Source organism: Hydrotalea sp. AMD (genome assembly GCF_004100315.1).
Lineage (GTDB): Bacteria > Bacteroidota > Bacteroidia > Chitinophagales > Chitinophagaceae > Hydrotalea > Hydrotalea flava.
The window spans coordinates 172,892-196,376 of sequence record NZ_SCKY01000002.1; the positions used below are offsets into that span (position 1 = coordinate 172,892).

Here is a 23,485-nt window from a genome sequence, read left to right on the forward strand (position 1 = left end):
ACCAACCAATCAATCAATATTGCTTTGTTGGCAACCTCCTGAAGCATTCCTCATTTAAAATAAAAATTAGGCATGGCAGACATTTTTGAAAGATTAGTAAAACATTATGGCCCTCTTGGCCAGCATCGGGAAAGAGCACATGGTTATTTTGCATTTCCTAAATTAGATGGAGAAATAAGCAATAGAATGCAATTTCGTGGTAAAGAAATGATTGTTTGGAGCCTGAATAATTACTTAGGTTTAGCCAATCATCCTGAAATCAGAAAAACCGATGCTGAAGCTGCCAAACAATTTGGATTGGCTGCACCAATGGGCGCAAGAATGATGAGTGGTAACAGCAATTACCATGAACAGTTAGAGCAAGAATTAGCAGCGTTTGAACAGAAAGAAGATGCCATTCTGATGAATTATGGTTATCAGGGTATTATGAGTGCAATTGATGCGCTTTGCAGCAGGCATGATGTAATTGTGTATGATGCAGAAAGCCATGCCTGTATTATAGATGGTTTGCGTTTACATACCGGCCACCGTTATGTTTACAAACACAATGATATTGAAGATTTAGTGAAGCAATTGGTGAGGGCTACTGCTTTAATTGAAAAGCAAAATGCCGGCGGTATTTTAGTAATTACAGAAGGTGTATTTGGAATGGCCGGCGATCAGGGAAAATTAAAAGAAATTGCTGCACTTAAAAAACAATTTGAGTTTAGATTGCTGGTAGATGATGCCCACGGTTTTGGTACCTTGGGTAAAACCGGTGCTGGAGCAGGTGAAGAACAGGGTTGTCAGGATGCAATTGATTTATATTTTTCAACTTTTGCCAAATCAATGGCTTCTATTGGTGCTTTTATGGCAGGGCCTAAAGCAATTATAGATTATATCCGCTATAATATCCGTTCTCAAATTTTTGCCAAAAGTGTACCAATGCCTATTGTAATTGGTAATTTGAAGCGTTTGGAAATGTTAAGAAATATGCCTGAAATGAAGGCAAAATTGTGGAGTAATGCCATTCAATTGCAAAAGGGATTAAAAGAAAGAGGTTTTGATATTGGGAATACCGATTCAGTAGTTACTCCCGTTTACATGAAAGGTGGGGTAGAAGAGGCAACTGCAATGGTAATGGACTTACGTGAAAACTATCATATTTTCTGTTCTATTGTGGTGTATCCTGTTATTCCCAAAGGACACATCATTTACAGGTTAATACCTACTGCTGCGCATACCGATGCAGATATTCAGGAAACTTTACAAGCATTTAGCGAAACCAAGGCTAAGTTAGATGCAGGTGTTTATAAAGTTGATGCTATTCCAGATATGGCAGAAGTGCATTAAGTTTTCCAATAGCTTAAAAAATAAAAGCTGCTGTTTCTCAAATTAGTGACAGCAGCTTTTTTATGGGTAAATGAACACTTAATAATGCATTAATCTAAATTATAATGATTTCAACAGCATATTGGCACCACGCACATAATCATCATTTTTGGCTTCGGTGGCCAATTGCATGCATTTTTCAGCATCAGCTTTAGCACTGGCTTTATCGCCAATGGCTTTTTCAACTTTTGCTTTTAATAAAAACATATAATAGGCTTTAGGATTATTTTCAGTTGCTTTGGTAACGTTGGTTAAAGCTTTATTGTAATCTTTGGCTATATCGTAATAAAAATTAGCTGCTGCAAAATAGAGATTGGGGTTAACATTATCTGCTTGCAGCGCCTGCTCAAACTGTGCATTCAGCCGGCTTACAATATGCGTAATAATGGGCACTTTTACTGCCACATTACCCCACATTAAATGCAGCTCACAACTTTCGGGTTGTATGTTGGTAAATTGCATGGTAAAAGTTTCCATCGTTTCTTTCATGTTTTCTGCAGGAACTGTAAACCGGAATATATCATCGGCCTGCGCATAATCCGTTCCCCAATTCTTTGAGTCTTTATTGATGATAATGGTCCATTTTTTTTTACCCGGGATGGTAAAAATGGCGTAGGTACCTGAATCCAATTTGTTACCGGCCAAATCAATTTCGTCGGTTACTTTTAATTTGGTTGAAGCATTGGCACCTGTACGCCAAACTTTTCCCAATGGTGCTAATTCACTGTTTTCTTTAAAAACATTTCTACCTCTTAAATTGGGTCTTGAGTACGTTAATTCTAATCTGCCCATACCAAAATCCTGGATAATGGTTTCTGTAGGGCTTGCTGCGGGTACTTTTATTTGGCTAAAACCAAATTGTACAGTCAGTAAAGCAAGGACTGCAAACAATGTTTTTTTCATATAATAGTGTTTAATGTGCTGCAAACCTATTAAACGTTTGTTGAATATACCAGCTTTTGTTGTTAATTTTTAAAGGCAGGATGAAAAGCCTGTAAAGTGGTTCTTAAAAAATTACGATCTAAGTGGGTATATATTTCTGTTGTGGTAATGCTTTCATGCCCCAGCATTTCCTGAATGGCCCTTAAATCGGCTCCTCCTTCAATTAAATGTGTGGCAAAAGAATGGCGGAAAGTATGGGGTGAAATATTTTTTTGAATTCCTGCTTTTAAAACCAGACCTTTTATAATATAAAAAATCATGATTCTACTTAGGCTCTTGCCTCTTCTGTTTAAAAATAAAACATCTTCAAAACCTTTTTGGATGGGAAGGTGTTTGCGGATGGTTTCCATATATAATTGAATGTACCGTAAAGCAGGTGCACCAATGGGCACAAGGCGTTCTTTATTGCCTTTTCCGGTAACACGTATAAATTCAACATCAAAATAAATATGGCTGATGGTTAAATTAATTACTTCACTTACCCTTAATCCGCAACTATACATGGTTTCTATTATAGCTTTATTGCGGGTACCCTCTGGTGTACTTAAGTCAATTTGAGCAATAATGCTTTCAATTTCTTCAAAGCTGAGTACATCAGGTAAACTTCTTTTTGTTTTAGGTGCCTCTAAAAGTGTGGAAGGATCTGTAATTACAATTTGTTCAGTTAAGCAGTATTTATAAAATTGTTTAATGCCTGAAATAATTCTGGCCTGCGATGTGGCCAGCATTCCTAAATTGCCAATCCATTCCAAAAAATGTTGCAGGTCATTTAATTGAATGTCGGCCGGGGTTTTAGGTGTTGATTGTAATTGAATGTATTGAGTTAATTTATCAACATCACGCAAATACGCCTCAACCGAATGTTCACTTAATGAGCGCTCTAATTGTAAATAGGTTTTAAATCCTTTTTTATATGCTTCCCACATAACATTTCATTGTTGCATCATTGCAGGTTACAACCCATAAAAATACAATATTTTTAGCTGTTTAGTATTTGATATCATTTTTAGAAGATGAAGCAGTAAAGTGGCGATAGTAGTGCTTTTTTAAGCAGGGTCAATTCTATCAATCTTGTAATATTTATTTCAGTAATTGCTCAATCCACAATATTTTTACCGTTAATACTTTCTAAAACAATTTATTTCACATTTATGCAACCTGTTAATCTCCGTTCATTTAAACAAAAAGTTCGTTATCATAAATCTGCTTTTAAAAAATATTTAGGTAAAATAGAAAAAAAGGCACCCACATCTTTAAATAAATTGGTGGTAATGTTAGATACAGCTGTGTGGAATGAAATTGATTGCCTTAGCTGTGCCAATTGTTGTAAAACAATGACACCTACTTTTACAACTGCCGACATGAAGCGAATTGCTGCTTATTTAAATATAAGTGTTGCAGAAATGAAAGATTATTGGTTGCATTTTGATAAAAAAGACAAAGACTGGGTGAATAACAAACAACCCTGCCAGTTTTTAAATTTAAAAGATAATAAGTGCAGTATATATTCTGTACGCCCACAAAGTTGTGCCGGTTTCCCGCATTTGGCCAAAAAGCCGGTAGTACAATATATTCACGTACATCAACAAAATGTTGCTTATTGTCCGGCTACTTATAAAATGGTTGAAAAAATGATGGAGCAGTTGCCCTCCTGATGTTTGCTTGTTTAAGACTTATCGTTCCTTTTTAAAATTTAAAGAAAGTGAATCTATTGCTTAAATTTAAGAAAAATTGCCCCAAAGTTTAAATGTAAAAAAAGTGATACTTTCAATTGAACTTAAAAAAACACATCTTCTATCCAATAAATTTCAATCACCTGCTGTTGCTGAAGGGTAATGGCAATTACATCGAACTGAAGCTGTTCCCATTGTGGATGTTGTTCCATAAATGCCGAGGCAGCCTTTTTCAGAGCATCCATTTTTGGTTGCTGAATACTATCTTCCGGAAACCCAAAAGGCGATTGTTGCCTGGTTTTTACCTCTATAAAGTGAATGGTATTATTTTTTAAAGCAATGATATCTACTTCCCAATATTTATACCTCCAGTTTTGATACAATAACTGAAAACCATTTTCAAGAATATACCTGATTGCTAAATTTTCTCCAAGATTTCCTATTTCTTTTTGATGGCTCATGTGAATAAAATTATTTTTATAAACAGATGGAAAGCATAGATTAGCATTTGATGAAACAGCGTTAATTGAAAAATATTTTAGGATGCAAAAGTGTAAAATCGGCTTCTGCTTCTTTCAAAGAAAAAAACGAACAAATGCAAGATAATATTTATAAATTAAAAGGTAAAATTCAGCATTATGCCTGGGGCGGCTATACATATATTTCGAAACTGCTCGGAATTGAAAATACCAATGGTGAACCCTATGCCGAATATTGGCTGGGTGCACATCCCAGTGCCGCTGCAGAAATTATTTTGGATGATGGAGCATCGGTTAGTTTGTTACAATTCATACAACAGGATCCAAACAGAGTGTTAACCCCGGCCATTCAGGCTAAATTTGGCGAGTTACCCTATTTATTGAAAGTTTTGGATGTAAGAGAAATGCTTTCCATTCAGGTGCATCCTACAAAAGAAAATGCCATCAAAGGATTTGAGTCAGAAGAACAGGCAGGCATTCCCATTCATGCGCCGCATCGGAATTATAAAGACAAAAACCACAAGCCTGAAGTGATGGTTGCACTCAGCGAAACATTTTGGTTGTTGCATGGCTTTAAAAGTGCTGCAGCAATTGAGTCTGTTTTGGCCAATACATTTGAGTTAAGCGTTTTATTGCCCCTGTTTAAAAAGCAGGGCTACAAAGCATTGTATCAGTTAGTGATGGAAATGGAACAAAAAGATATTAATAATAAGTTAAATACATTGATTCGAAAAGAGCTGCATAAAAAAGCAGAAGGCCTTCTTACCAAAAACGATCCGGGTTGGTGGGTAGCTAAGTTATATGAAGGAAAAGAAGCAATTGAAAATATTGACCGTGGCATTTTTTCTATTTACTTTTTTAATATCGTACAATTAAAAAAAGGGGAGGGAATATTCCAAAAAGCTGGTATTCCACATGCTTATTTAGAGGGGCAAAATGTAGAACTAATGGCCAATAGCGATAATGTTTTGCGGGCGGGTTTAACACCTAAACATATAGATGTGCCGGAATTATTGAAACATACCATTTTTCAACCCGTTATACCGGAAATTTTAACTGGAAAGCAAATTGAAAGAAACGTACTTGAATTCAATTATCCATGCCCGGTGCCTGATTTTGGCATTCATAAAATAGAATGGGAAGGAGCCAATCAATACACAGCTTATGCAGCCTCTCCCGAAATTATTATTGCGGTAGAAGGTGGTTTTATTATCAGCAGCACCAATGGAAAAAATAAAGTAATTAAACAGGGCGAAGCCTGTTTCATAATTCCCAATACAGAATATTCTATATCCAGTAGTGGCAGGGTATTGTTGTTTAAAGCATTTGTTCCTATTTAAGAGTATCAATTTTATAGTTAAAAAGCGTATAAAACCTTCAAATTGCTTATTTTTGTTTTTGTTGAATGGGCAAAATTATCAACTGTGTGTATGCTGGAGCTGATTGCCTGTTTTTTATGCTATTTTATATGAACCTTTAAATCAGCAATATGCAATTTTCAAAAAAGAATATGATTTATGCAGGAATTGTTTTACTGTTAACAGTTTTCTGCAAAATTATTTTTGCCAATAGTATACAATGGAGTGGTTTTTCGCCGATTATGGCGGTTGCCCTTGTATCTGGTATGATGGTGCATCAAAAGCATTTCACTTTTATTTTTCCATTATTCGCTTTATTGGGCAGTGATATCATGATTCAGCTTTTGTATGTAACCGGACAGTTTCCTTTTCCAGGTTTTTATAGTTATCAATTGCTAAATTATTTGTTTTTAAGTGTATTAGTACTAGCAGGGTGGCTATTAAAAGGTAAAAATTATACAACCTTGGTGTTTGGGGCATTAGCCGGTCCTACAGTTTACTTTTTGCTTTCTAATTTTACGGTTTGGGCTACACACGGCGGATATAACCACCCAATGAACGCTTCCGGTTTATGGCTTTGTATGGTAGATGGGTTGCCTTTTTATAAAAATTCATTAATGGCTACATTATTATTTGTACCAATGCTATTAATAATTTATCATGCTTTATTAAGAAAAAAACTGGCTATTAAGATGCAATAATAGTTGAAGTAAATACCACAACATCTGCACATTATATCATTAAGAAACCGGCTTCTAAAATGGGAAGCCGGTTTCTTAATAATGATTTCGTTCCTGTTATATAAATTGTTGTAATTGTTGAATCACTTCATCAATCTCTTCTTTTGAGTTGTGCCGGCTAAAAGAAAACCGAACGGCGACTTTATTTGGATTATTATTAAATGCCCTGATAACATGGCTTCCCTGATCGGCACCGCTGGTGCAGGCGCTGCCACCGCTGGCACAGATGTGATGAATATCTAAATTAAATAACAGCATCTCACTTTTTTCAGTTTTCGGAAAGCTTACATTTAAAACGGTGTACAGACTTTCATCAGAAGTATCACCATTAAAACTGATGCCCTTGATATGCTGTTGTAGCTGCTGCATCATATACTGCTTTAGCCCTCTGATGTATTTACTTTGGGTTGGATAATTTTCCGTAGCAATTTCCAATGCTTTTGCAAACCCTACAATACCATACACATTTTCAGTTCCTGCACGCATATTTCTTTCTTGTGCACCACCTTGTATAAAGGGGTTTATTTTTATATTTTCATTAATGTAAAGTAAACCAACCCCTTTGGGCCCATGAAATTTATGAGCCGCGCCGGTAATAAAATGAACGGGTAATTCTCTTAAATTAAATGGAAAATGACCAACGGTTTGCACGGTATCACTATGAAATATTGCATTGTATTTTTTGCAAATATTTCCTATCCATGCAATATTGGTGATATTTCCAATTTCATTGTTGGCATGCATCAGCGTAACTAAACATTTTTCGGTTGAACTGGTTAAAATTTGCTCTAAGTGCTGCAAATCAACATGGCCGTTTTCCAGAATATTTACATAACTCAGTTTTATTTTATGTTGATGGTGTAATTTTTCAACAGTATGCAAAGTAGCATGGTGTTCAATAGGCGATGTAATAATATGTGTACATCCTAAATCGTATACTGCGGCATTAATAGCAGTGTTGCTGCTTTCAGTACCCCCGCTTGTAAAAAATATTTCTGCAGGATGGGCATTTAAAATTTTTGCTACCAATTTTCGTGCATTTTCTATTGCCATGCGTGTTTCTCTGCCATAGCTGTATATTGAAGAGGGATTTCCAAAATGTTCAGTTAAATAAGGCATCATTGCCGCTAAAACCTCGGGATCGATAGGGGTAGTGGCTGCATTATCGAAATAAATTCTTTTACTCATCGGGTAATCGTTGTTCAGTTAAACAGTAAAGGTATATACTGTACAGTTTCTTACAAAAAAACCTCTTATCACAGTGTTAATAAGAGCTTTTACAAGCATTTGAAGTTGTATTACATTACTTCACGGATGTCCTGCATCATTCTTTTGGCAATATTATCGGCAGTAGTTTCAAAGTTGCTTTCCGCATAAATGCGAATAATGGGTTCTGTATTGCTGGTTCTAAGGTGCACCCAGTCATTTTCAAATTCAATTTTTAAACCATCTTCTGTATTGATGGGGTATTTTTTATATTTCTTTGTAATCTGTTCAAATATCTTTTTAATATCAAATCCTTTTTCAAGCTCAATTTTATTTTTACTGATAAAATAGTTGGGATAAATATTGCGTAGTTGTTTTACACTTTTCTTTTCTTTAGCCAAATAAGTTAAAAATAAAGCAATGCCAATTAAAGCATCGCGGCCATAATGCAAATCGGGCACTATTACGCCGCCATTGCCTTCACCCCCAATTACGGCATTTACTGCTTTCATTTTTGTAACTACATTTACCTCGCCAACAGCAGAAGGGTAGTACATGCCACCATGTTTTAATGTAACATCTTTCAATGCTTTGGTGCTCGACATGTTGCTAACGGTATTGCCTTTCCTGTTCTTTAATACATAATCTGCAATGGCTACCAATGTATATTCTTCGCCAAATAAACTGCCATCTTCACATACAAATGAAAGCCTGTCTACATCAGGATCTACTGCTATACCAATATCAGCCTTGTGTTTGTTTATTGCATTACATAATTCCTGCAAATGTTGTGGTAATGGCTCGGGATTATGTGCAAATTTTCCATTTACTGTTTCATTCAATATAATAATGTCGGTCTCTTTAATACCCAAAGCCTGTAATAAAGCAGGTACTGCAATAGCACCGGTGCTGTTAATGGCATCAACCACTACTTTAAATTTTCTCTTCTTAATCGAAGCCACATCTACCAACGGATAATCTATAATTGCTTGTATATGCTGTGCTATAAAGTTTGTATGAATGGTTTTATTACCTAATTTATCTACCTGTGCAAATACAAATTCATTTTTTTCTGCAATGGATAAAACAATAGCGCCATCACTTGCCGAAATAAATTCACCTTGATGATTGAATAGTTTTAAAGCATTCCACTCTTTGGGATTGTGGCTGGCACTGATGATCATTCCACCGGCTGCGTTTTCAAACTGAATCGCCATTTCAATGGTAGGGGTAGTGCTTAAACCTGCATCTACAACATCTATACCCAATGCCATGAGTGTAGCCATAGCCAATTCCTGAACCATTGCACCGCTGATTCTTCCATCGCGGCCAATTACTACTTTTTTATTTGAATGATTTTGTTGCAATAGCCATGTACCAAATGCTGCAGTATATTTTACAACATCTAAAGGGCTAAGATTATCTTCCGATTTGCCACCGATGGTGCCACGAATGCCTGAAATACTTTTGATTAATGCCATATTTTATTCGCTTATTTTCTCTGCAGGGGGAATGCAAATTTAAGTAATTGATTCATATTTTTTTCATTAATTTAATTATAGTGGCCTTATTGTTTACAAACATTTGTTTTACATCATTACCAACTTTCTATTTGTAATTTTGCAGCTTCACTAATAGCAATTAGTGGATGCCTTTAAGAAATTGGTATAAAGACTGGTTTAATTCACCATATTATCATTTATTATATCAAAACAGAAATGAAGATGAGGCCAATGAATGGATTATTCATTTGCTGCAGTATTTAAAACCGGCTATTTCATATACTATTTTAGATGTTGCCTGCGGAAAAGGGCGTCATAGTAAAATATTTGCCGAAAAAGGATTTGATGTAACCGGCATTGATTTGGCACCAGAAAATATAGTAGAAGCTAAGCAATTTGAAAATGACAGGTTACATTTTTTTGTGCATGATATGCGACTGCCCTTTTATGTAAATTATTTTGATTTTGCATTTAATTTTTTTACCAGTTTTGGTTTTTTTAGAACGTTGAGAGAACATAATAATGCTATCCGTACCATTGCTCAATGCCTAAAACCGAATGGTGTTTTTTTTTAGATTATATGAATGTTCAGTATGTAGAAAGTTATTTAAAAAAAACAGAGCAAATTGAAATCAATCATCTCGTTTTTTATATTACACGTTGGTAGGGTCCGGAACATTTTTATAAACAAATTCAGGTAGCTGAAAAAGGCAATACTACCTTAAAGCATTTATTTACCGAAAAAGTTGCAAAGTTTACATTGGTTGATTTTACTGAAATAATGGCCTACCAACATTTGCAAATTTAGGAAGTTTTTGGGAATTATGCACTGGAGCCATTTCACCTGAAGCAATTGCCCAGTATAATTATCATTGCAAAAAAAATCAGTAACCCAAGCATTACAGCATAATGCTTGCCATTTTTACGCAAATAAAATGGAGCAATACAGTAATATTTGTGTTTTATTTTGATATTTCTGTAACTATTTAACTGTATTTTGCAACCAAATGATTTATTTGTAATGGTGGATTAAGGCAGCAGGTATGTTGAAAAAAAATGTTGTATTATTTGTAATAGGTTTATGCATATTTACTTATATATTGGGAATGTTTTTAATTCCGCTAATGGATATTGATGCGGCGCAGTATGCATCCATTTCCAGAGAAATGTTTGTCCGCAAAAGCTATCTGCAAGTATATGATTTAGGCCACGATTATTTAGATAAACCACCCATGCTTTTCTGGCTATCCGGATTAAGTATGTATATTTTCGGTGTTCATGATTGGGCTTATCGCTTGCCATCTGTTTTATTTTCTATTGTAGCTATTTATGCTACTTACCGGTTGGCATTGCTTTATTATAAGAAAGAAACAGCCATGCTGAGTGCTATGGTGCTGGCAGCCAGTCAGGCACTCTTCCTCATGAATCATGATGTAAGAGCCGATACCATGTTAATGGGTTGGGTTATTTTCAGTATCTGGCAATTGGCAGAATGGTATACAAACAAAAAGTATATTCATTTTGTGTTGGGCTTTATAGCTATTGCTGGTGGTATGCTTACAAAAGGGCCTATAGCATTATTTGTACCGGTTTTTGCATTTCTGCCCCATTTTATTTTACGTAGGGAATGGAAGCAGTTCTATCGTTGGGAATACATTCCGGGCCTGCTAATAATAGCAATACTATTATTGCCAATGAGTATAGGATTGTACCAACAGTTTGATATGCATCCCGGTAAAATGGTAGGCGGAAATTATATCACATCAGGATTGAGGTTTTATTACTGGACGCAAAGTTTTGGCCGTTATACCGGCGAGAATGCCAACCGAGAAATGAATCAGTTTACCTTTTTACTGCAAAATATGTTGTGGAGCTTTTCGCCATGGATTATTTTTTTTCTGGTTGGATTGTTTTTAGAAATAAAAACAGTAATAAAGCAAAAAGGTAAACTTACTGAACAGCAGGAGTGGATTACCACCGGAGGCTTCATTATTACCTATTGCGTGTTAGCCAGAAGCCAGGCACAATTGCCACACTATATTTTTGTAGCATTCCCTTTCGCAGCAATTGTAACTGCAAAGTTTTTATATGCTTTGTTTTTTGAACATAAATGGAGGCATTTACGGCGAATCCTGGTTTTATTACACCTTCTTATTTTTACTGTGCTTTGGCTGGCATTAATTGTATTAATGGCATTTCCTTTTTCAGATATACCCAAATTTGTAGCAACATTATCTGCATTATGTTTATTATTAATGTACTCGCTTTTTTATTCTAAAAAATTACATTTTCACCGGTTACCTGTTATTGCATTCTTTACCATTATCGGCATCAATGTGTTTTTAAATACTGCATTCTATCCTGCTTTATTGCAATACCAAATGGGCAATACTGCAGCCGGGTTTATCAACGCCAAACATATTGACAAGTCGAAGGTGATTGTTGCAGGCATACATCCTGGCTATCCATTTTATTTTTATGGACAATATATTTTTCCTGACACCACCATAAATGGATTAAAAGAAGGCGAAGTTGCTGTAACCAATGCTGATAGTGTTGCTATAATTGAAAAGAAATTTCCCTATGCCAAAGTGTTGCACCGGGGCGATAATTTTCATGTAACACAATTGAGTTTTGACTTTCTTAATCCGGAAACCAGGCCGGAAGAATTGCAGCACTATGCCATTGTGGATTTAATACCACCCCTCAAAAAAACGGTTAAAAAGTAAAGCTTACAGCGTTTTGCGGGTTATCTAACTTGTAACTTTTATCTTCACCATTGCAGTTTACATGAAAAATATTTACTTGTGTTGGCTGGTAATCATACAATAGCGTTGATGTTATATCCATTTTTTTGATGGATGGAATATTTTCTATCTCAAAGTAACTCCACACACTTTCTTTTTGAATTTCGTACCCAACATATTTTAAATGAACAGATGCGTTATTGATTTTAACATTCATTTTCTGCGTAATGTATTGTTGAATCATATTATTTACTTCTGCTTTATTTGCAGGATGCGTAAGGTCTACATTTTTATTAAAATGTTTTTTTAAAACCTGTTCCAGATCATCTGTAAAAATTCTAATACTTACTTCCACCATTTTTTCTTTTGCATTGTGATGCAAATCAATAACCGAAACATAAAACGGGTGCATGGCGGTAATGCAGGTAATCCATATCCATTTATACAGTAAAGCAACCATTTATCTTAATTTTTTGGTGATTACAAATGTCGGTATTATATTGAACGCCATGAGCGATTTTAATTTGTATTTTACATTAGGGCGTGAACATATTGCCAATATCACTGCATTAGATCATATTCTGTTTATTGCAGCTTTATGCACCCGATATCAATTTGCAGATTGGAAAAAAATTTTAATTTTAGTAACCGCATTTACCATTGGCCATTCTATTACCCTTGCTTTAAGTGTTTTGAATGTAGTGCATTTTTCAGCACGATGGATTGAGTTTTTAATTCCTGTTACCATTTTAATTACAGCCATTAGTAATTTTTTTGTGAAAAAATTTGTGTTCAAAGCAAAGTTTCCGGTTATTTATTTTTTTGCATTATTTTTTGGATTAATTCATGGGTTGGGTTTTAGTAATTATTTAAAGAGTTTATTGGGGAAAGATCAAAACATTATTTGGCAATTATTTGCCTTTAACTGTGGCTTAGAGGTTGGGCAACTTATTATTGTACTCATTATTTTGGTAATTGCTTTTATAATGGTGCAAATTTTTAGCGTTAACCGAAGAGATTATTTGCTGTTTTTGTCGGCAGTCATTATTGCCTTATCTTTAGAAATGTGTTTACAACGAATGCCTTTTCATTTTTAAAAAATAACATAAATGCTATGAGAAAGTGGCTACTATTACTGGTATTACTGCCTGGTTGGCGTGTTTTGCCAGCACAAAATATTCAAAACAATCCGGGTTCCAACCATGGAAACAAATTTGAACAATTGGGCACCATTTTACCAACACCCAATGAGTACAGAACGGCCAGTGGCGCCCCGGGGCCTAAATACTGGCAACAACGCTGCGATTATGATATAAAATGCTCATTAGATGAGAAAAAATTGATGTTAACCGGAACGGAAAATATTTCCTATTACAACAATTCACCCGACGCGCTTACCTATTTGTGGATTCAGTTAGATGAAAATGAACACAATAATTTGCACAATGCCAATTATCAGGATGCCAGCTATCTGAATAACCGCATGACAAATGCCATGATTAACAGATTAGAAACATCGAAAGAAGATAATGGTTATGGCGATAAAATTCATGCAGTCATCAATCTGGCAACAGGAAAGGCATTGCCTTACACCATCAATAAAACCATGATGCGCATTGATTTGCCTCACCCCTTAAAACCAGGCCAGCAATTTAATTTTAAAATAAACTGGAGTTATAAAATTTCCGACAGAATGCAAATGGGAGGCCGTGGTGGTTATGAATACTTTCCTGAAGATGGAAATTATTTATTTACTATTACGCAATGGTATCCCCGTTTGTGTGTGTACAGCGATTTTCAAGGATGGCAAAACCATCAGTTTACCGGCAGAGGCGAGTTTGCATTAACTTTTGGAAATTTTAAAGTACAAATGACAGTGCCTGCCGATCATATTGTAATGGCAACCGGCACCTGCCAAAACTATAATCAGGTTTTGTCGTCCAATCAATTAGCACGTTGGAACAAAGCACAAACTGCCAAAGAACCGATTGAAATAGTAACCTTAGATGAGGCAAAAAAGGCTGAAACAGGGAAAATATCTGCAACCAAAACCTGGATATTTTCAGCCGATAATGTACGCGATTTTGCATGGACATCATCCCGAAAATTTATTTGGGATGCTATGCCTGCTTATATAGATGGTAAAAAAATTATGTGTATGAGCGCTTACGGTAAAGAAGCATATGGATTATACCGAAAATTTTCAACCAGGGTAGTGGCACATACCATTAAAACGTATTCAAAATTTTCTATACCATATCCCTATCCTGTGGCACAAAGTATCGAAGCCAGCAATGGCATGGAATATCCTATGATTTGTTTTAATTATGGAAGAACCGAAAAAGATGGCACTTACAGCGAAGCCGTTAAGAATGGCATGTTAGGTGTGATAATTCATGAAGTGGGGCATAATTTCTTCCCAATGATTGTAAATAGTGATGAACGCCAATGGACATGGATGGATGAAGGCCTGAACAGTTTTGTTGAATACCTCACCGAAGAATTGTATGACAATAAATTTCCATCCCGTAAAGGAGCCGCCTGGACAATAACCGATTACATGCGCTTGCCTAAAGATCAGTTAGAACCTATTATGACCAATAGTGAAAATATTGTTCAGTTTGGCCCTAATGCATATACCAAACCGGCTACCGGATTAAATATATTACGCGAAACTATTATGGGGCATGAGTTGTTTGATTTTGCATTCCGGGAATATGCACGCCGGTGGGCATTCAAACATCCAACACCTGCCGATTTATTTAGGACAATGGAAGATGCAAGCGGTGAAGATTTAGACTGGTTTTGGAGAGGTTGGTTTTACAGTACCGATCCCTGCGATATTGCCATTGATTCAGTAAAACATGCTGTAGTCGATGCTGCTTCAATAGGTGCCATGCCGCAGCGAAATGGCGTTCGTACAATGCCATTAGCCAAACCTGCAGTTCCTCAGTTTGATGATATTTCTAAAATAAGGAACAGGGAAAATAATTCCATTACTTTTCTTACCGATGCAGATACCTCTCTCCGCGATTTTTACTGGAAATATGACCGCGGTATCATTCCGTACGATTCAACGATTCATGTAACACTTCCTGCAAGCGGTACTGCAGAAAAGTTTACGCAGGATGAATTAAAGCCTTATCTGGGTAAACACTTGTATGAAATAACTTTTAAAAATAAAGGCGGGTTGGTAATGCCCATCATTCTTCAATTCACATTTGAAGATGGCACCACAGCTGTTGAAAGAATACCTGCACAAATTTGGCGAAAAAATGAAAATGAGGTAACCAAAGTATTTGTTACCAATCAGGCAGTAAAATCAATGCAATTAGACCCATTACGCGAAACTGCAGATATTGATGAAAGTAATAATTCGTGGCCAAAAGTAAGTGCGCCTACTAAATTTGAATTATTTAAAGCAGGTTTAATCAATAGAAGGAACCCTGTTACACCACCTAATCCAATGCAGGAAATTAAAGTATCTTCCAAAAATTGATTTCATAATAAATTAAAACAAAAAATCGAAGTACTGTCAATACTTCGGTTTTTTATTGCAATAAAAAACCCCGGAAATATTTACCAGGGCTTATTTTTGGTTGGGTTACTAGGATTCGAACCTAGACAGACAGAACCAAAATCTGTAGTGCTACCGTTACACCATAACCCAATCCTATCACCAATTTTTACATTGGGGTGCAAAAATAGGGGAGCCTTTGGTTTGTTCCAAAAAATTTTATCACAATAAAAGGGAATTTTCTGGTTACAACTTCAATAAGGCTTCAATCTTTCAAATAATCAGTTTGTTTTGCGGGTGATTTTATAATAATCGTTCTTTCTATTACCGCTGCATCGTAATCAATTAAAATGGTAACAACAACTTCATCATTTTGCTGGGGGAGTGCAGTGCCATTTTCTGAAACTGCAAATGTTGAAATGATAGCCGGATTGATACCAATTCGCATTAAATATTTTTTAATATTATTGGCTCTTTTAACAGCAAGGTTTGTATTTTTTTCTTTAGAAAGTGCATTACCATAAATTCTAATTCTGGTTAAAGTAATACTTGAATCGCCGGGCGGTACATCATTTAAAATTAATTTTGCAGCAGGTGTTAAATCGGGTTTATTGAATTGAAAATATACCCTGGCACTGGTGGTATCTGGTTCAACAGCTTTTGCCAAAAGTCCTGAAAAAATGATACCCAGTAAGAAAAGTGTTTTTTTTAACATGTATCAATTTTAGTGTTGAATATAAAAGAAACACTAAGTTCCTCTATTTATTTTGTATGGAATAGATTTTATGGTTAAAAAATGATCTCACATCTTTTTTATTTCCGTTGCAACAGGTTATCTTTAATTCATCCCTGATGGGTATCCAAATGGAAAGTAAACTAATTTTATTGGCATTATTTGTAATTGTAATGTTGCTTATGTCGTACACAGTTTCAAAAAAAACAAAAACAATTCTATTTTTCGGCGATTCAATTACCGAATTTGGCACGTTGCCTGGTGGTTATTTGCAGTTGTTAAATGAAAAAATAGTACAAAATGGCTTATCTCAGCTAACTTGTTTGGGGGCAGGTATTAGTGGCAATAAAATTTACGATTTATACCTTCGGTTAGAAGATGATGTTTTGAATAAAAATCCTGCTTTGGTAGTTATTTTAATTGGCGTAAATGATGTATGGCATAAAGTATCGCACGGAACAGGTACCGATGCCAATAAGTTTGAAAAATTCTACAAAGCCATTTTAAATAAACTTCAGGCGTCCAATATTCCTGTGGTTTTATGCACCATTATATCCATTGGCGAAAAATTACAAGGTCAAAACCGGCAAGATGATGATATTGATGTATACAATGGTATTATCAGAAATCTTTCCACCACTTACCAGGTACCACTTTGTGATTTGCGAAAAGCGGCATTTGATTGTATTGCAGCACAAAATCATACCAATGCCGACAGGGGGGTTTTAACCAAAGATGGGGTTCATTTAAATGAAACCGGCAATAGGATGGTAGCAGAAAATATTTGGCAAACCATTGCTCAAATTCCCGGTTTTTTATAAAACAAAAAGACAGTTTGTTTGAAAGTAAACTGTCTTTTTTAAATAATTTAGATGAATACAAAATTGAGTAAGCCTACTCAAATCCTAATCATTTACAACTGCTAAATAGTAATTTTTTTTTCCTTTTTGAATGAGGAGGTATTTGTTTTGCAAAAGGTCTTGTTTTGTAATCTGCACATAATCGGTTTCAATTTTCTTTTTATTGATGCGGATACCACCATTCTGCCACATTTTTCTGGCTTCGCTTTTACTGGGAAAAATACTGGTTTCAGTTAAAAAGTTTAATAAATCATAACCGTTTTCAATTTGTGATTTTGAAATGGTGATGGTAGGCACACCTTCCAAAGCCTGTATTAGTTGCTTTTCACTTAAGCTGGCCAGTATATCAGCAGTTTCATTATTAAATAATATTTCAGACGCCTGCACTGCAAAATCATAATCTGCTTTGCTATGCACAAAAATGGTTAATGATTCGGCTAATTTTTTTTGTAAAATCCTTTCATTCGGCGCTTTGTTATGTGCTTCCAATAAGCTTTCAATGGTTTCTTTTGGTAGCAGCGTAAATATTTTAATCCATTTTTTTGCATCTTCATCACTGGCATTCATCCAAAATTGATAAAATTGATAGGGAGAAGTTTTTTGTGCATCTAACCAAACATTGCCTTTTTCAGTTTTACCAAACTTACCGCCATCTGCTTTGGTTATCAGCGGGCAGGTAAATGCAAAGGCTTCGCCGCCTGCTTTTTTTCTGATAATTTCAGTTCCGGTTACAATATTACCCCACTGATCGCTGCCACCCATTTGCAGTTTGCAGTTTTTGTGTGTATAAAGCCAGTAAAAATCATAGCCCTGTACCAACTGATAGGTAAATTCGGTAAAACTCATTCCATTTTCATTTTCTATCCGTTTTTTTACACTATCCTTGGCCAACATATAGTTTACGGTAATATACTTTCCTACATCTCTGATAAAATGCAGAAAACTCATGTCTTTAAACCAGTCGTAATTATTCACCATTTCGGCGGCATTGGGCTTTGTGGTATCAAAGTCTAAAAATTTTTCTAACTGTTTTTTTACGCATTGCACATTGTGCTGTAAAACATCTTCACTCAGCAAATTTCTTTCTTCACTTTTTCCGCTCGGATCGCCCACCATGCCTGTTGCACCGCCTACTAAAGCAAAGGGTTTATGCCCTGCTTTTTGCAAATGAACCAATAATAAAATAGGCACCAGACTGCCAATATGTAAACTATCTGCAGTAGGATCAAAACCAATATAGGCCGAGGTCATTTCCTTATTCAATTGTTCAATGGTTCCGGGCATTATATCCTGAATTAATCCACGCCATTGCAATTCTTCCATTAGATTCATACAAAATTCAATTTGCGCAAAAGTAATTACTTTGATGTTCGGAATAAATGTAATTGTTGCGTTATGTTTGCAAATGAATCAGCTGATGCTGTTCAATAATTCAGGAAGATGCCACAGTGGGAAGTTCTATCATAAAAATAATAACAATATGCAAATAGTAGGTTTTGGTACCCGGGTGCTTAATTTTCTGGTAGATTTAATTTTTGTGTTTTCTATCGCATATTTATTGAATAAAGTATGGGATTGGTATGTTGTTTTTTATGAATACACGCCTTATAGTTTTGGTGAAATATTTGGATTGGTAGTGTTCGTATATTATTTTTTGTTTGAATGGATCTTTGCACGTACACCGGGAAAATGGTTTTCACGAAGTAAGGTGGTAACCCAATCGGGAGGTAAACCCGGTATATGGCCTGTATTTGTGCGCAGTATTATCCGGTTAACTATCATAGATGCTTTTTTTATTCCTTTTTTAGAAATGCCATTGCATGATTATTTAAGTAAAACCAGGGTAGTAGAAGCTTAATTTTTTGGAAAGACATGACTGTATTTTTTTAAACTAAAAAATCACCAACTATTTTGAGCGCATTACCTTAAAGTAAAGATTTTGTAAAAATTTTATAAGATGTTTTTGGAAAAGGAAAATGATTTAAGATAATTTTTTTAGCGTTTCCATTCTTAAGATGTATTTTCCAATTACATCGAATTCAAGATTCACTTCAGTGTTGATGGTTACAGTTGACATGTTGGTATGTTCATATGTATAAGGAATAATGGCTACTTTAAAACTGTTTTCCGTAACATTAAAACAGGTTAAACTAATGCCGTTTACACAAATAGAGCCTTTTTCAATCACCAATGTTGCATGTGCCGAAGGAAACTGAAAAGAATACTCCCAACTTCCGTTTAAGTTTTGAACTGCTGTACAAGTGGCAGTACAATCTACATGGCCCTGCACCAAATGCCCGTCTATACGTCCGTTCATAACCATACAGCGTTCAATATTCACCATATCGCCCGGTTGTAAATGGTTTAAATTGGTTTTTTGTAATGTTTCTTCAATAGCGGTAACCCGATGCAAATTATCCTTAACAGCCTCAATAGTAAGGCAAACACCATTGTGCGATACACTTTGGTCGGTTTTTAAAGCATTGCTAAGTGGCGATGAGATCCAAAATATGGTATTTGTACCACTTTTTTCAATCTTTTCAACATAGCCGGTACATTCAATAATTCCTGTAAACATGCCTGCAATTTAAATGGAAAAGACACAAAAATGATTTTGATATTTGGAATTTTACCGGAACCTATTATCTTTGCAACCCATTCATTCAAAAAAGGAGATATTTTATTATGCTTATTATCGATTCAAAAGATTGCGAAAACATTGACAAGGCGCTGAAAAAGTATAAGAAAAAGTTTGAAAAAAGCAAAACACTGCTTAAATTAAGAGAGCGTCAAACTTTTACAAAGCCCTCTGTTAAACGCAGAGAAACTGTGTTAAAAGCAATCTACAAGCAGAAAATTGCCAGTGGAAAAATAGAAGCATAAAATGCTTTTATACCCAAAATATATTTAGTAGCCTGAGATAGTTAATTTTAGGCTACTTTTTTATGTCTATAATTGAAACATATCCTGAATTACAACAATTTATTGAATATCTCAGTTTTGAGAAGCGATATTCAAAATATACCGTTGCAGCTTATCAAAAGGATTTGGAGCAATTTCTTCATTTTCAAATCAATCAGTTTAATTCTCCGGCTATCAACGATATTCAGCCCACATTTATTAAAAGTTGGCTTGCATTTTTAAAAGAACAGGGACTTGAGTCCAAGAGCATCAATCGAAAAATTTCTACTTTAAAATCTTTTTTCAAGCATCTTCAAAAATTGGGATTGTTGCGGCAACCGCCCATGGCAACCATTATTTCTCCAAAAGCCAAAAAAAGGCTGCCTGCATTTGTAGATGAATCCAAAATGGAATTATTGTTACAAACAGCTATTGATACCACCAATTGGGATGAAAAAACAAATTTTCTGGTTTTACAGTTATTTTATTTTACCGGCATTCGTTTAAGTGAGTTAATACATTTAAAAGAAATGCAAATTGATGCTGCCAACCAACAAATAAAAGTAATAGGGAAGGGGAACAAAGAACGAATCATACCCATTCATGATACCTTATTGACTCAGTTAAAAGGGTATCTGAAGGAAAAGCATCATCAGTTTGGAACTATTGAATCCTGTGTATTTGTGAATAAAAAAAATAAACCATTGCAACCTAGAGAGGTGTATCAAAACATTAAAAATTTATTGGGTACAGTAACAACCATGCAAAAGAAGAGTCCGCATGTGCTACGCCATACTTTTGCAACCCATCTCTTAAACAATGGTGCAGATTTAAATGCCGTAAAAGAACTATTGGGGCACAGCAGTTTAGCCGCAACACAGGTGTATACCCACACCACCATCGAAAAGCTAAAAGATATTCACAAAAAAGCTCATCCTAAAGCCTGAAATTTTATGGCACCAGCAATAGGAAAATTTTTTAAGAAAAACAATGACGAATTAGCTTTATTTTATAAAATGAAAGCAGTAGATTTATCATGAAATGATGATGTATAAAAACACATCATTTAAAACAGTTCTTTACATTATTTTTTCACCATTAAACGTGTGTTGCTATGAACATCAACATTCAAACTGTGCATTTTGAAGCAGATTTTAAACTGTTAGATTATGTAACTAAAAAAACGGAAAAATTAAACACTTTTCATGATCAGGTTTTAAAAGTAGATGTCTTTCTTAAATTGGATAATGTAGTTCATAAAATTAAAGACAAGATTGTTGAAATCCGCGTTCATGTTCCCAAACACAATTTTTTTGTAAAAGCCTCTTCAAAATCATTCGAAGAGTCTTTTGATATGGCGTTTGATTCCATGATCAATCAAATTAAACGAAAAAAAGAAAAGCTAACCATTGCTTAACAATTTTACCGGCCCTCTGCAAAGAGGGCTTTTTTTTGCTATTGTGGCATTCGATTTTTAAATTAATTGCTCAGTAATAGCAGTACTTTTGCAGAAATGTTGAAAACTGATTAAAAATTTTTGTAGAAGAATTTTGTTGAAATAAGTTTTCCATTACCTTTGCCATCCCGAAAAAAACGGTAGTTCTTTGTGTAAGCCGAAGTAGCTCAGTTGGTAGAGCAGCTGATTTGTAATCAGCAGGTCGTGGGTTCGACTCCCTTCTTCGGCTCAAAAAATGTATTGGGCAGGTTCCAGAGCGGCCAAATGGGGCGGACTGTAAATCCGCTGTCTTTCGACTTCAGTGGTTCGAATCCACTCCTGCCCACAATTATTCTTTTTTTTTGGAAGAATAAAATAGTTCTTTAAAACGAAAAAGTATCGGCTCAGTGGCTGTTACAATTTCAAGCGGGAGTAGCTCATTTGGTAGAGCGATAGCCTTCCAAGCTATAGGTGGCGAGTTCGAGCCTCGTCTCCCGCTCTTTGCCTGAAATAACGGAAATAAAAAAAATAGGTTCATGACTTTTTGAATTGGAATGAATACTATTAATAAGTGAAACCGATTTTTTTTATCAGGCCGTTGTAGCTCAGGGGTAGAGCACTTCCTTGGTAAGGAAGAGGTCGTGAGTTCAATTCTCATCAACGGCTCCATTTATAATGGAAAAGAATGTGCAGTTGGAAATAGTGTTACTAATTTGAATAACAGGATTTGAAAAATCCAGAAAATAAAAACTAAAACAAGGCAGAGGCCTTAAATTTTTAAACACAACTAAAAACAAATAAAATGGCAAAAGAAAGCTTCTTGAGGGATAAACCCCACGTTAACGTTGGAACAATTGGTCACGTGGATCATGGTAAAACCACCTTGACTGCGGCCATAACTACAATCTTATCTAAAAAAGGAATGGGTAATGTGGCTAGGAAATATGATGAGATTGATGGTGCACCTGAAGAAAAAGAGCGTGGTATTACCATTAATACCGCACACGTGGAATATCAAACTGCTAACCGTCACTATGCACACGTTGACTGTCCTGGTCACGCTGACTATGTTAAAAACATGATTACAGGTGCTGCACAGATGGATGGTGCTATTCTGGTGGTTGCTGCGACCGATGGTCCAATGCCTCAAACCAAAGAGCACATTCTTTTGGCCCGTCAGGTAGGTGTACCACGTATTGTAGTATTCATGAACAAAGTTGACTTAGTTGACGATCCTGAATTATTAGAATTAGTAGAAATGGAAATCCGTGAGTTATTAAGCTCATATGGTTTTGATGGTGATAATACTCCTATTATTCAGGGTTCTGCAACCGGCGCCTTGGCTGAAGATCCAAAATGGGTTGGTAAAATTGATGAATTAATGGATGCTGTTGATAGTTATATTCCATTACCTCCCCGCCCAATTGATCAACCATTCCTGATGAGTGTGGAAGATGTATTCTCTATCACAGGTCGTGGTACAGTAGCTACCGGTCGTATTGAACGTGGTGTGATCAAAGTTGGTGAATCAGTTGAAATTGTTGGTTTAATGGAAGCGCCCCTTTCCTCAACTGTAACTGGTGTGGAAATGTTTAAGAAATTATTAGATGAAGGTCAGGCTGGTGATAATGCTGGTTTATTATTACGTGGTATTGAAAAGAAAGATATTCGTCGTGGTATGGTAATTTGCAAACCAAAAAGCATTACCCCACATACAGAATTTAAAGGTGAGGTTTACGTATTAAGCAAAGAAGAAGGTGGCCGTCATACTCCATTCTTCAACAAATACCGTCCTCAGTTCTATTTCCGCACTACCGATGTAACCGGTGAAGTTTCCTTACCTGAAGGAACAGAAATGGTAATGCCTGGTGATAATATTAACTTAACTGTAAAATTAATCCAACCCATCGCAATGGAAAAAGGTTTGAAATTTGCGATTAGAGAAGGTGGTAGAACAGTAGGAGCAGGACAGGTTACTGAAATTTTGAAATAGGCTCTTTATTTTAATAAATTCTTTGTTG

At 35.5% G+C, this 23,485-nt stretch carries 23 protein-coding genes and 5 tRNA genes; 18 read left to right on the top strand and 10 right to left on the bottom strand.

Annotated elements, in window-relative coordinates; all coding sequences use genetic code 11:
- Positions 1-72: 72 nt before the first annotated feature.
- The gene (locus tag EO766_RS02490; protein ID WP_074418173.1) at positions 73-1,332 is read left to right on the top strand and encodes an aminotransferase class I/II-fold pyridoxal phosphate-dependent enzyme; all 1,260 of its coding nucleotides are present in this window, start codon (positions 73-75) and stop codon (positions 1,330-1,332) included.
- A 99-nt stretch (positions 1,333-1,431) separates the two neighbouring features.
- Here EO766_RS02490 and EO766_RS02495 read toward each other — a convergent pair whose 3' ends face one another.
- Together EO766_RS02495 and xerD are read right to left on the bottom strand one after the other, a co-directional pair.
- Positions 1,432-2,274: a DUF2911 domain-containing protein gene (locus EO766_RS02495; protein WP_074420157.1), complete on the bottom strand. Its 843-nt coding sequence runs from the start codon at positions 2,272-2,274 to the stop codon at positions 1,432-1,434.
- Between the two features lie 62 nt (positions 2,275-2,336).
- The gene (gene xerD, locus EO766_RS02500) at positions 2,337-3,239 is read right to left on the bottom strand and encodes a site-specific tyrosine recombinase XerD (RefSeq protein ID WP_074420790.1); all 903 of its coding nucleotides are present in this window, start codon (positions 3,237-3,239) and stop codon (positions 2,337-2,339) included.
- Positions 3,240-3,464: 225 nt separating this feature from the next.
- Here xerD and EO766_RS02505 point away from each other — a divergent pair, with 225 nt between their 5' ends.
- Positions 3,465-3,968: a YkgJ family cysteine cluster protein gene (locus tag EO766_RS02505; RefSeq protein WP_074420158.1), complete on the top strand. Its 504-nt coding sequence runs from the start codon at positions 3,465-3,467 to the stop codon at positions 3,966-3,968.
- Positions 3,969-4,090: 122 nt separating this feature from the next.
- Here the strand turns inward: EO766_RS02505 and EO766_RS02510 are convergent, their stop codons facing one another.
- Positions 4,091-4,447: a YraN family protein gene (locus EO766_RS02510; protein WP_068246866.1), complete on the bottom strand. Its 357-nt coding sequence runs from the start codon at positions 4,445-4,447 to the stop codon at positions 4,091-4,093.
- 134 nt (positions 4,448-4,581) lie between these two features.
- Between EO766_RS02510 and manA the strand changes: the two genes are divergently transcribed.
- Positions 4,582-5,805 (top strand): mannose-6-phosphate isomerase, class I, encoded by a 1,224-nt coding sequence (gene manA, locus EO766_RS02515; RefSeq protein WP_074420175.1) that lies wholly within the window; start codon positions 4,582-4,584, stop codon positions 5,803-5,805.
- 149 nt (positions 5,806-5,954) lie between these two features.
- On the top strand, positions 5,955-6,524 hold the full coding sequence (locus EO766_RS02520; RefSeq protein WP_074420159.1) for a DUF6580 family putative transport protein: 570 nt from the start codon (positions 5,955-5,957) through the stop codon (positions 6,522-6,524).
- 96 nt (positions 6,525-6,620) lie between these two features.
- On the opposite strand, the gene EO766_RS02525 is transcribed toward EO766_RS02520, so the two are convergent.
- Together EO766_RS02525 and glmM are read right to left on the bottom strand one after the other, a co-directional pair.
- Positions 6,621-7,751, bottom strand: coding sequence for a cysteine desulfurase family protein (locus tag EO766_RS02525; protein WP_074420160.1), 1,131 nt, complete (start codon positions 7,749-7,751; stop codon positions 6,621-6,623).
- A gap of 110 nt (positions 7,752-7,861) precedes the next feature.
- The gene (glmM, locus tag EO766_RS02530; RefSeq protein WP_074420161.1) at positions 7,862-9,250 is read right to left on the bottom strand and encodes a phosphoglucosamine mutase; all 1,389 of its coding nucleotides are present in this window, start codon (positions 9,248-9,250) and stop codon (positions 7,862-7,864) included.
- Between the two features lie 167 nt (positions 9,251-9,417).
- On the opposite strand from glmM, the gene EO766_RS02535 reads away from it, so the two are divergent.
- Together EO766_RS02535 and EO766_RS02540 are read left to right on the top strand one after the other, a co-directional pair.
- The gene (locus tag EO766_RS02535) at positions 9,418-9,846 is read left to right on the top strand and encodes a class I SAM-dependent methyltransferase (RefSeq protein WP_228733198.1); all 429 of its coding nucleotides are present in this window, start codon (positions 9,418-9,420) and stop codon (positions 9,844-9,846) included.
- 468 nt (positions 9,847-10,314) lie between these two features.
- Positions 10,315-12,000, top strand: a complete 1,686-nt coding sequence (locus EO766_RS02540; protein WP_074420162.1) for an ArnT family glycosyltransferase — start codon at positions 10,315-10,317, stop codon at positions 11,998-12,000.
- Here EO766_RS02540 and EO766_RS02545 read toward each other — a convergent pair.
- Positions 11,990-12,478 (bottom strand): DUF6702 family protein, encoded by a 489-nt coding sequence (locus EO766_RS02545; protein WP_074420163.1) that lies wholly within the window; start codon positions 12,476-12,478, stop codon positions 11,990-11,992. The genes EO766_RS02540 and EO766_RS02545 overlap by 11 nt on opposite strands.
- A gap of 49 nt (positions 12,479-12,527) precedes the next feature.
- On the opposite strand from EO766_RS02545, the gene EO766_RS02550 reads away from it, so the two are divergent.
- Both EO766_RS02550 and EO766_RS02555 read left to right on the top strand, forming a co-directional pair.
- Positions 12,528-13,115 (top strand): HupE/UreJ family protein, encoded by a 588-nt coding sequence (locus tag EO766_RS02550; RefSeq protein ID WP_074420164.1) that lies wholly within the window; start codon positions 12,528-12,530, stop codon positions 13,113-13,115.
- A gap of 17 nt (positions 13,116-13,132) precedes the next feature.
- Positions 13,133-15,517, top strand: coding sequence for a M1 family metallopeptidase (locus tag EO766_RS02555; protein WP_074420176.1), 2,385 nt, complete (start codon positions 13,133-13,135; stop codon positions 15,515-15,517).
- 97 nt (positions 15,518-15,614) lie between these two features.
- On the opposite strand, the gene EO766_RS02560 is transcribed toward EO766_RS02555, so the two are convergent.
- Both EO766_RS02560 and EO766_RS02565 read right to left on the bottom strand, forming a co-directional pair.
- Positions 15,615-15,688, bottom strand: a tRNA-Gln gene (locus tag EO766_RS02560).
- Positions 15,689-15,800: 112 nt separating this feature from the next.
- Positions 15,801-16,250, bottom strand: coding sequence for an OmpA family protein (locus tag EO766_RS02565; RefSeq protein WP_074420165.1), 450 nt, complete (start codon positions 16,248-16,250; stop codon positions 15,801-15,803).
- Between the two features lie 149 nt (positions 16,251-16,399).
- On the opposite strand from EO766_RS02565, the gene EO766_RS02570 reads away from it, so the two are divergent.
- On the top strand, positions 16,400-17,089 hold the full coding sequence (locus tag EO766_RS02570; RefSeq protein ID WP_074420177.1) for an SGNH/GDSL hydrolase family protein: 690 nt from the start codon (positions 16,400-16,402) through the stop codon (positions 17,087-17,089).
- A gap of 84 nt (positions 17,090-17,173) precedes the next feature.
- Here EO766_RS02570 and tyrS read toward each other — a convergent pair whose 3' ends face one another.
- Positions 17,174-18,460, bottom strand: a complete 1,287-nt coding sequence (tyrS, locus tag EO766_RS02575; protein WP_074420166.1) for a tyrosine--tRNA ligase — start codon at positions 18,458-18,460, stop codon at positions 17,174-17,176.
- Positions 18,461-18,608: 148 nt separating this feature from the next.
- Here tyrS and EO766_RS02580 point away from each other — a divergent pair, with 148 nt between their 5' ends.
- Positions 18,609-18,986 carry an RDD family protein gene (locus EO766_RS02580; protein ID WP_179853754.1) on the top strand — a complete coding sequence of 126 codons (378 nt, stop codon included), beginning with the start codon at positions 18,609-18,611 and terminating at the stop codon, positions 18,984-18,986.
- 123 nt (positions 18,987-19,109) lie between these two features.
- Here EO766_RS02580 and EO766_RS02585 read toward each other — a convergent pair whose 3' ends face one another.
- Positions 19,110-19,706 carry a riboflavin synthase gene (locus EO766_RS02585; protein WP_074420168.1) on the bottom strand — a complete coding sequence of 199 codons (597 nt, stop codon included), beginning with the start codon at positions 19,704-19,706 and terminating at the stop codon, positions 19,110-19,112.
- A 107-nt stretch (positions 19,707-19,813) separates the two neighbouring features.
- Here EO766_RS02585 and rpsU point away from each other — a divergent pair, with 107 nt between their 5' ends.
- From rpsU to tuf, 8 genes are all read left to right on the top strand, one after another.
- A complete protein-coding gene (gene rpsU / locus EO766_RS02590) occupies positions 19,814-20,011 on the top strand; it encodes a 30S ribosomal protein S21 (RefSeq protein WP_068246832.1) in 198 nt (65 codons plus the stop codon).
- A gap of 62 nt (positions 20,012-20,073) precedes the next feature.
- The gene (locus EO766_RS02595; RefSeq protein WP_074420169.1) at positions 20,074-20,976 is read left to right on the top strand and encodes a tyrosine-type recombinase/integrase; all 903 of its coding nucleotides are present in this window, start codon (positions 20,074-20,076) and stop codon (positions 20,974-20,976) included.
- 167 nt (positions 20,977-21,143) lie between these two features.
- Positions 21,144-21,446, top strand: coding sequence for an HPF/RaiA family ribosome-associated protein (locus tag EO766_RS02600; RefSeq protein WP_074420170.1), 303 nt, complete (start codon positions 21,144-21,146; stop codon positions 21,444-21,446).
- 195 nt (positions 21,447-21,641) lie between these two features.
- Positions 21,642-21,714: transfer RNA gene (locus EO766_RS02605), tRNA-Thr, on the top strand.
- 13 nt (positions 21,715-21,727) lie between these two features.
- Positions 21,728-21,810 (top strand) — tRNA-Tyr (locus tag EO766_RS02610).
- Positions 21,811-21,890: 80 nt separating this feature from the next.
- Positions 21,891-21,963, top strand: a tRNA-Gly gene (locus tag EO766_RS02615).
- A gap of 95 nt (positions 21,964-22,058) precedes the next feature.
- A tRNA-Thr gene (locus EO766_RS02620) sits at positions 22,059-22,133 on the top strand.
- Positions 22,134-22,266: 133 nt separating this feature from the next.
- Positions 22,267-23,457, top strand: coding sequence for an elongation factor Tu (tuf, locus tag EO766_RS02625; protein ID WP_074420171.1), 1,191 nt, complete (start codon positions 22,267-22,269; stop codon positions 23,455-23,457).
- Positions 23,458-23,485 lie beyond the last annotated feature (28 nt).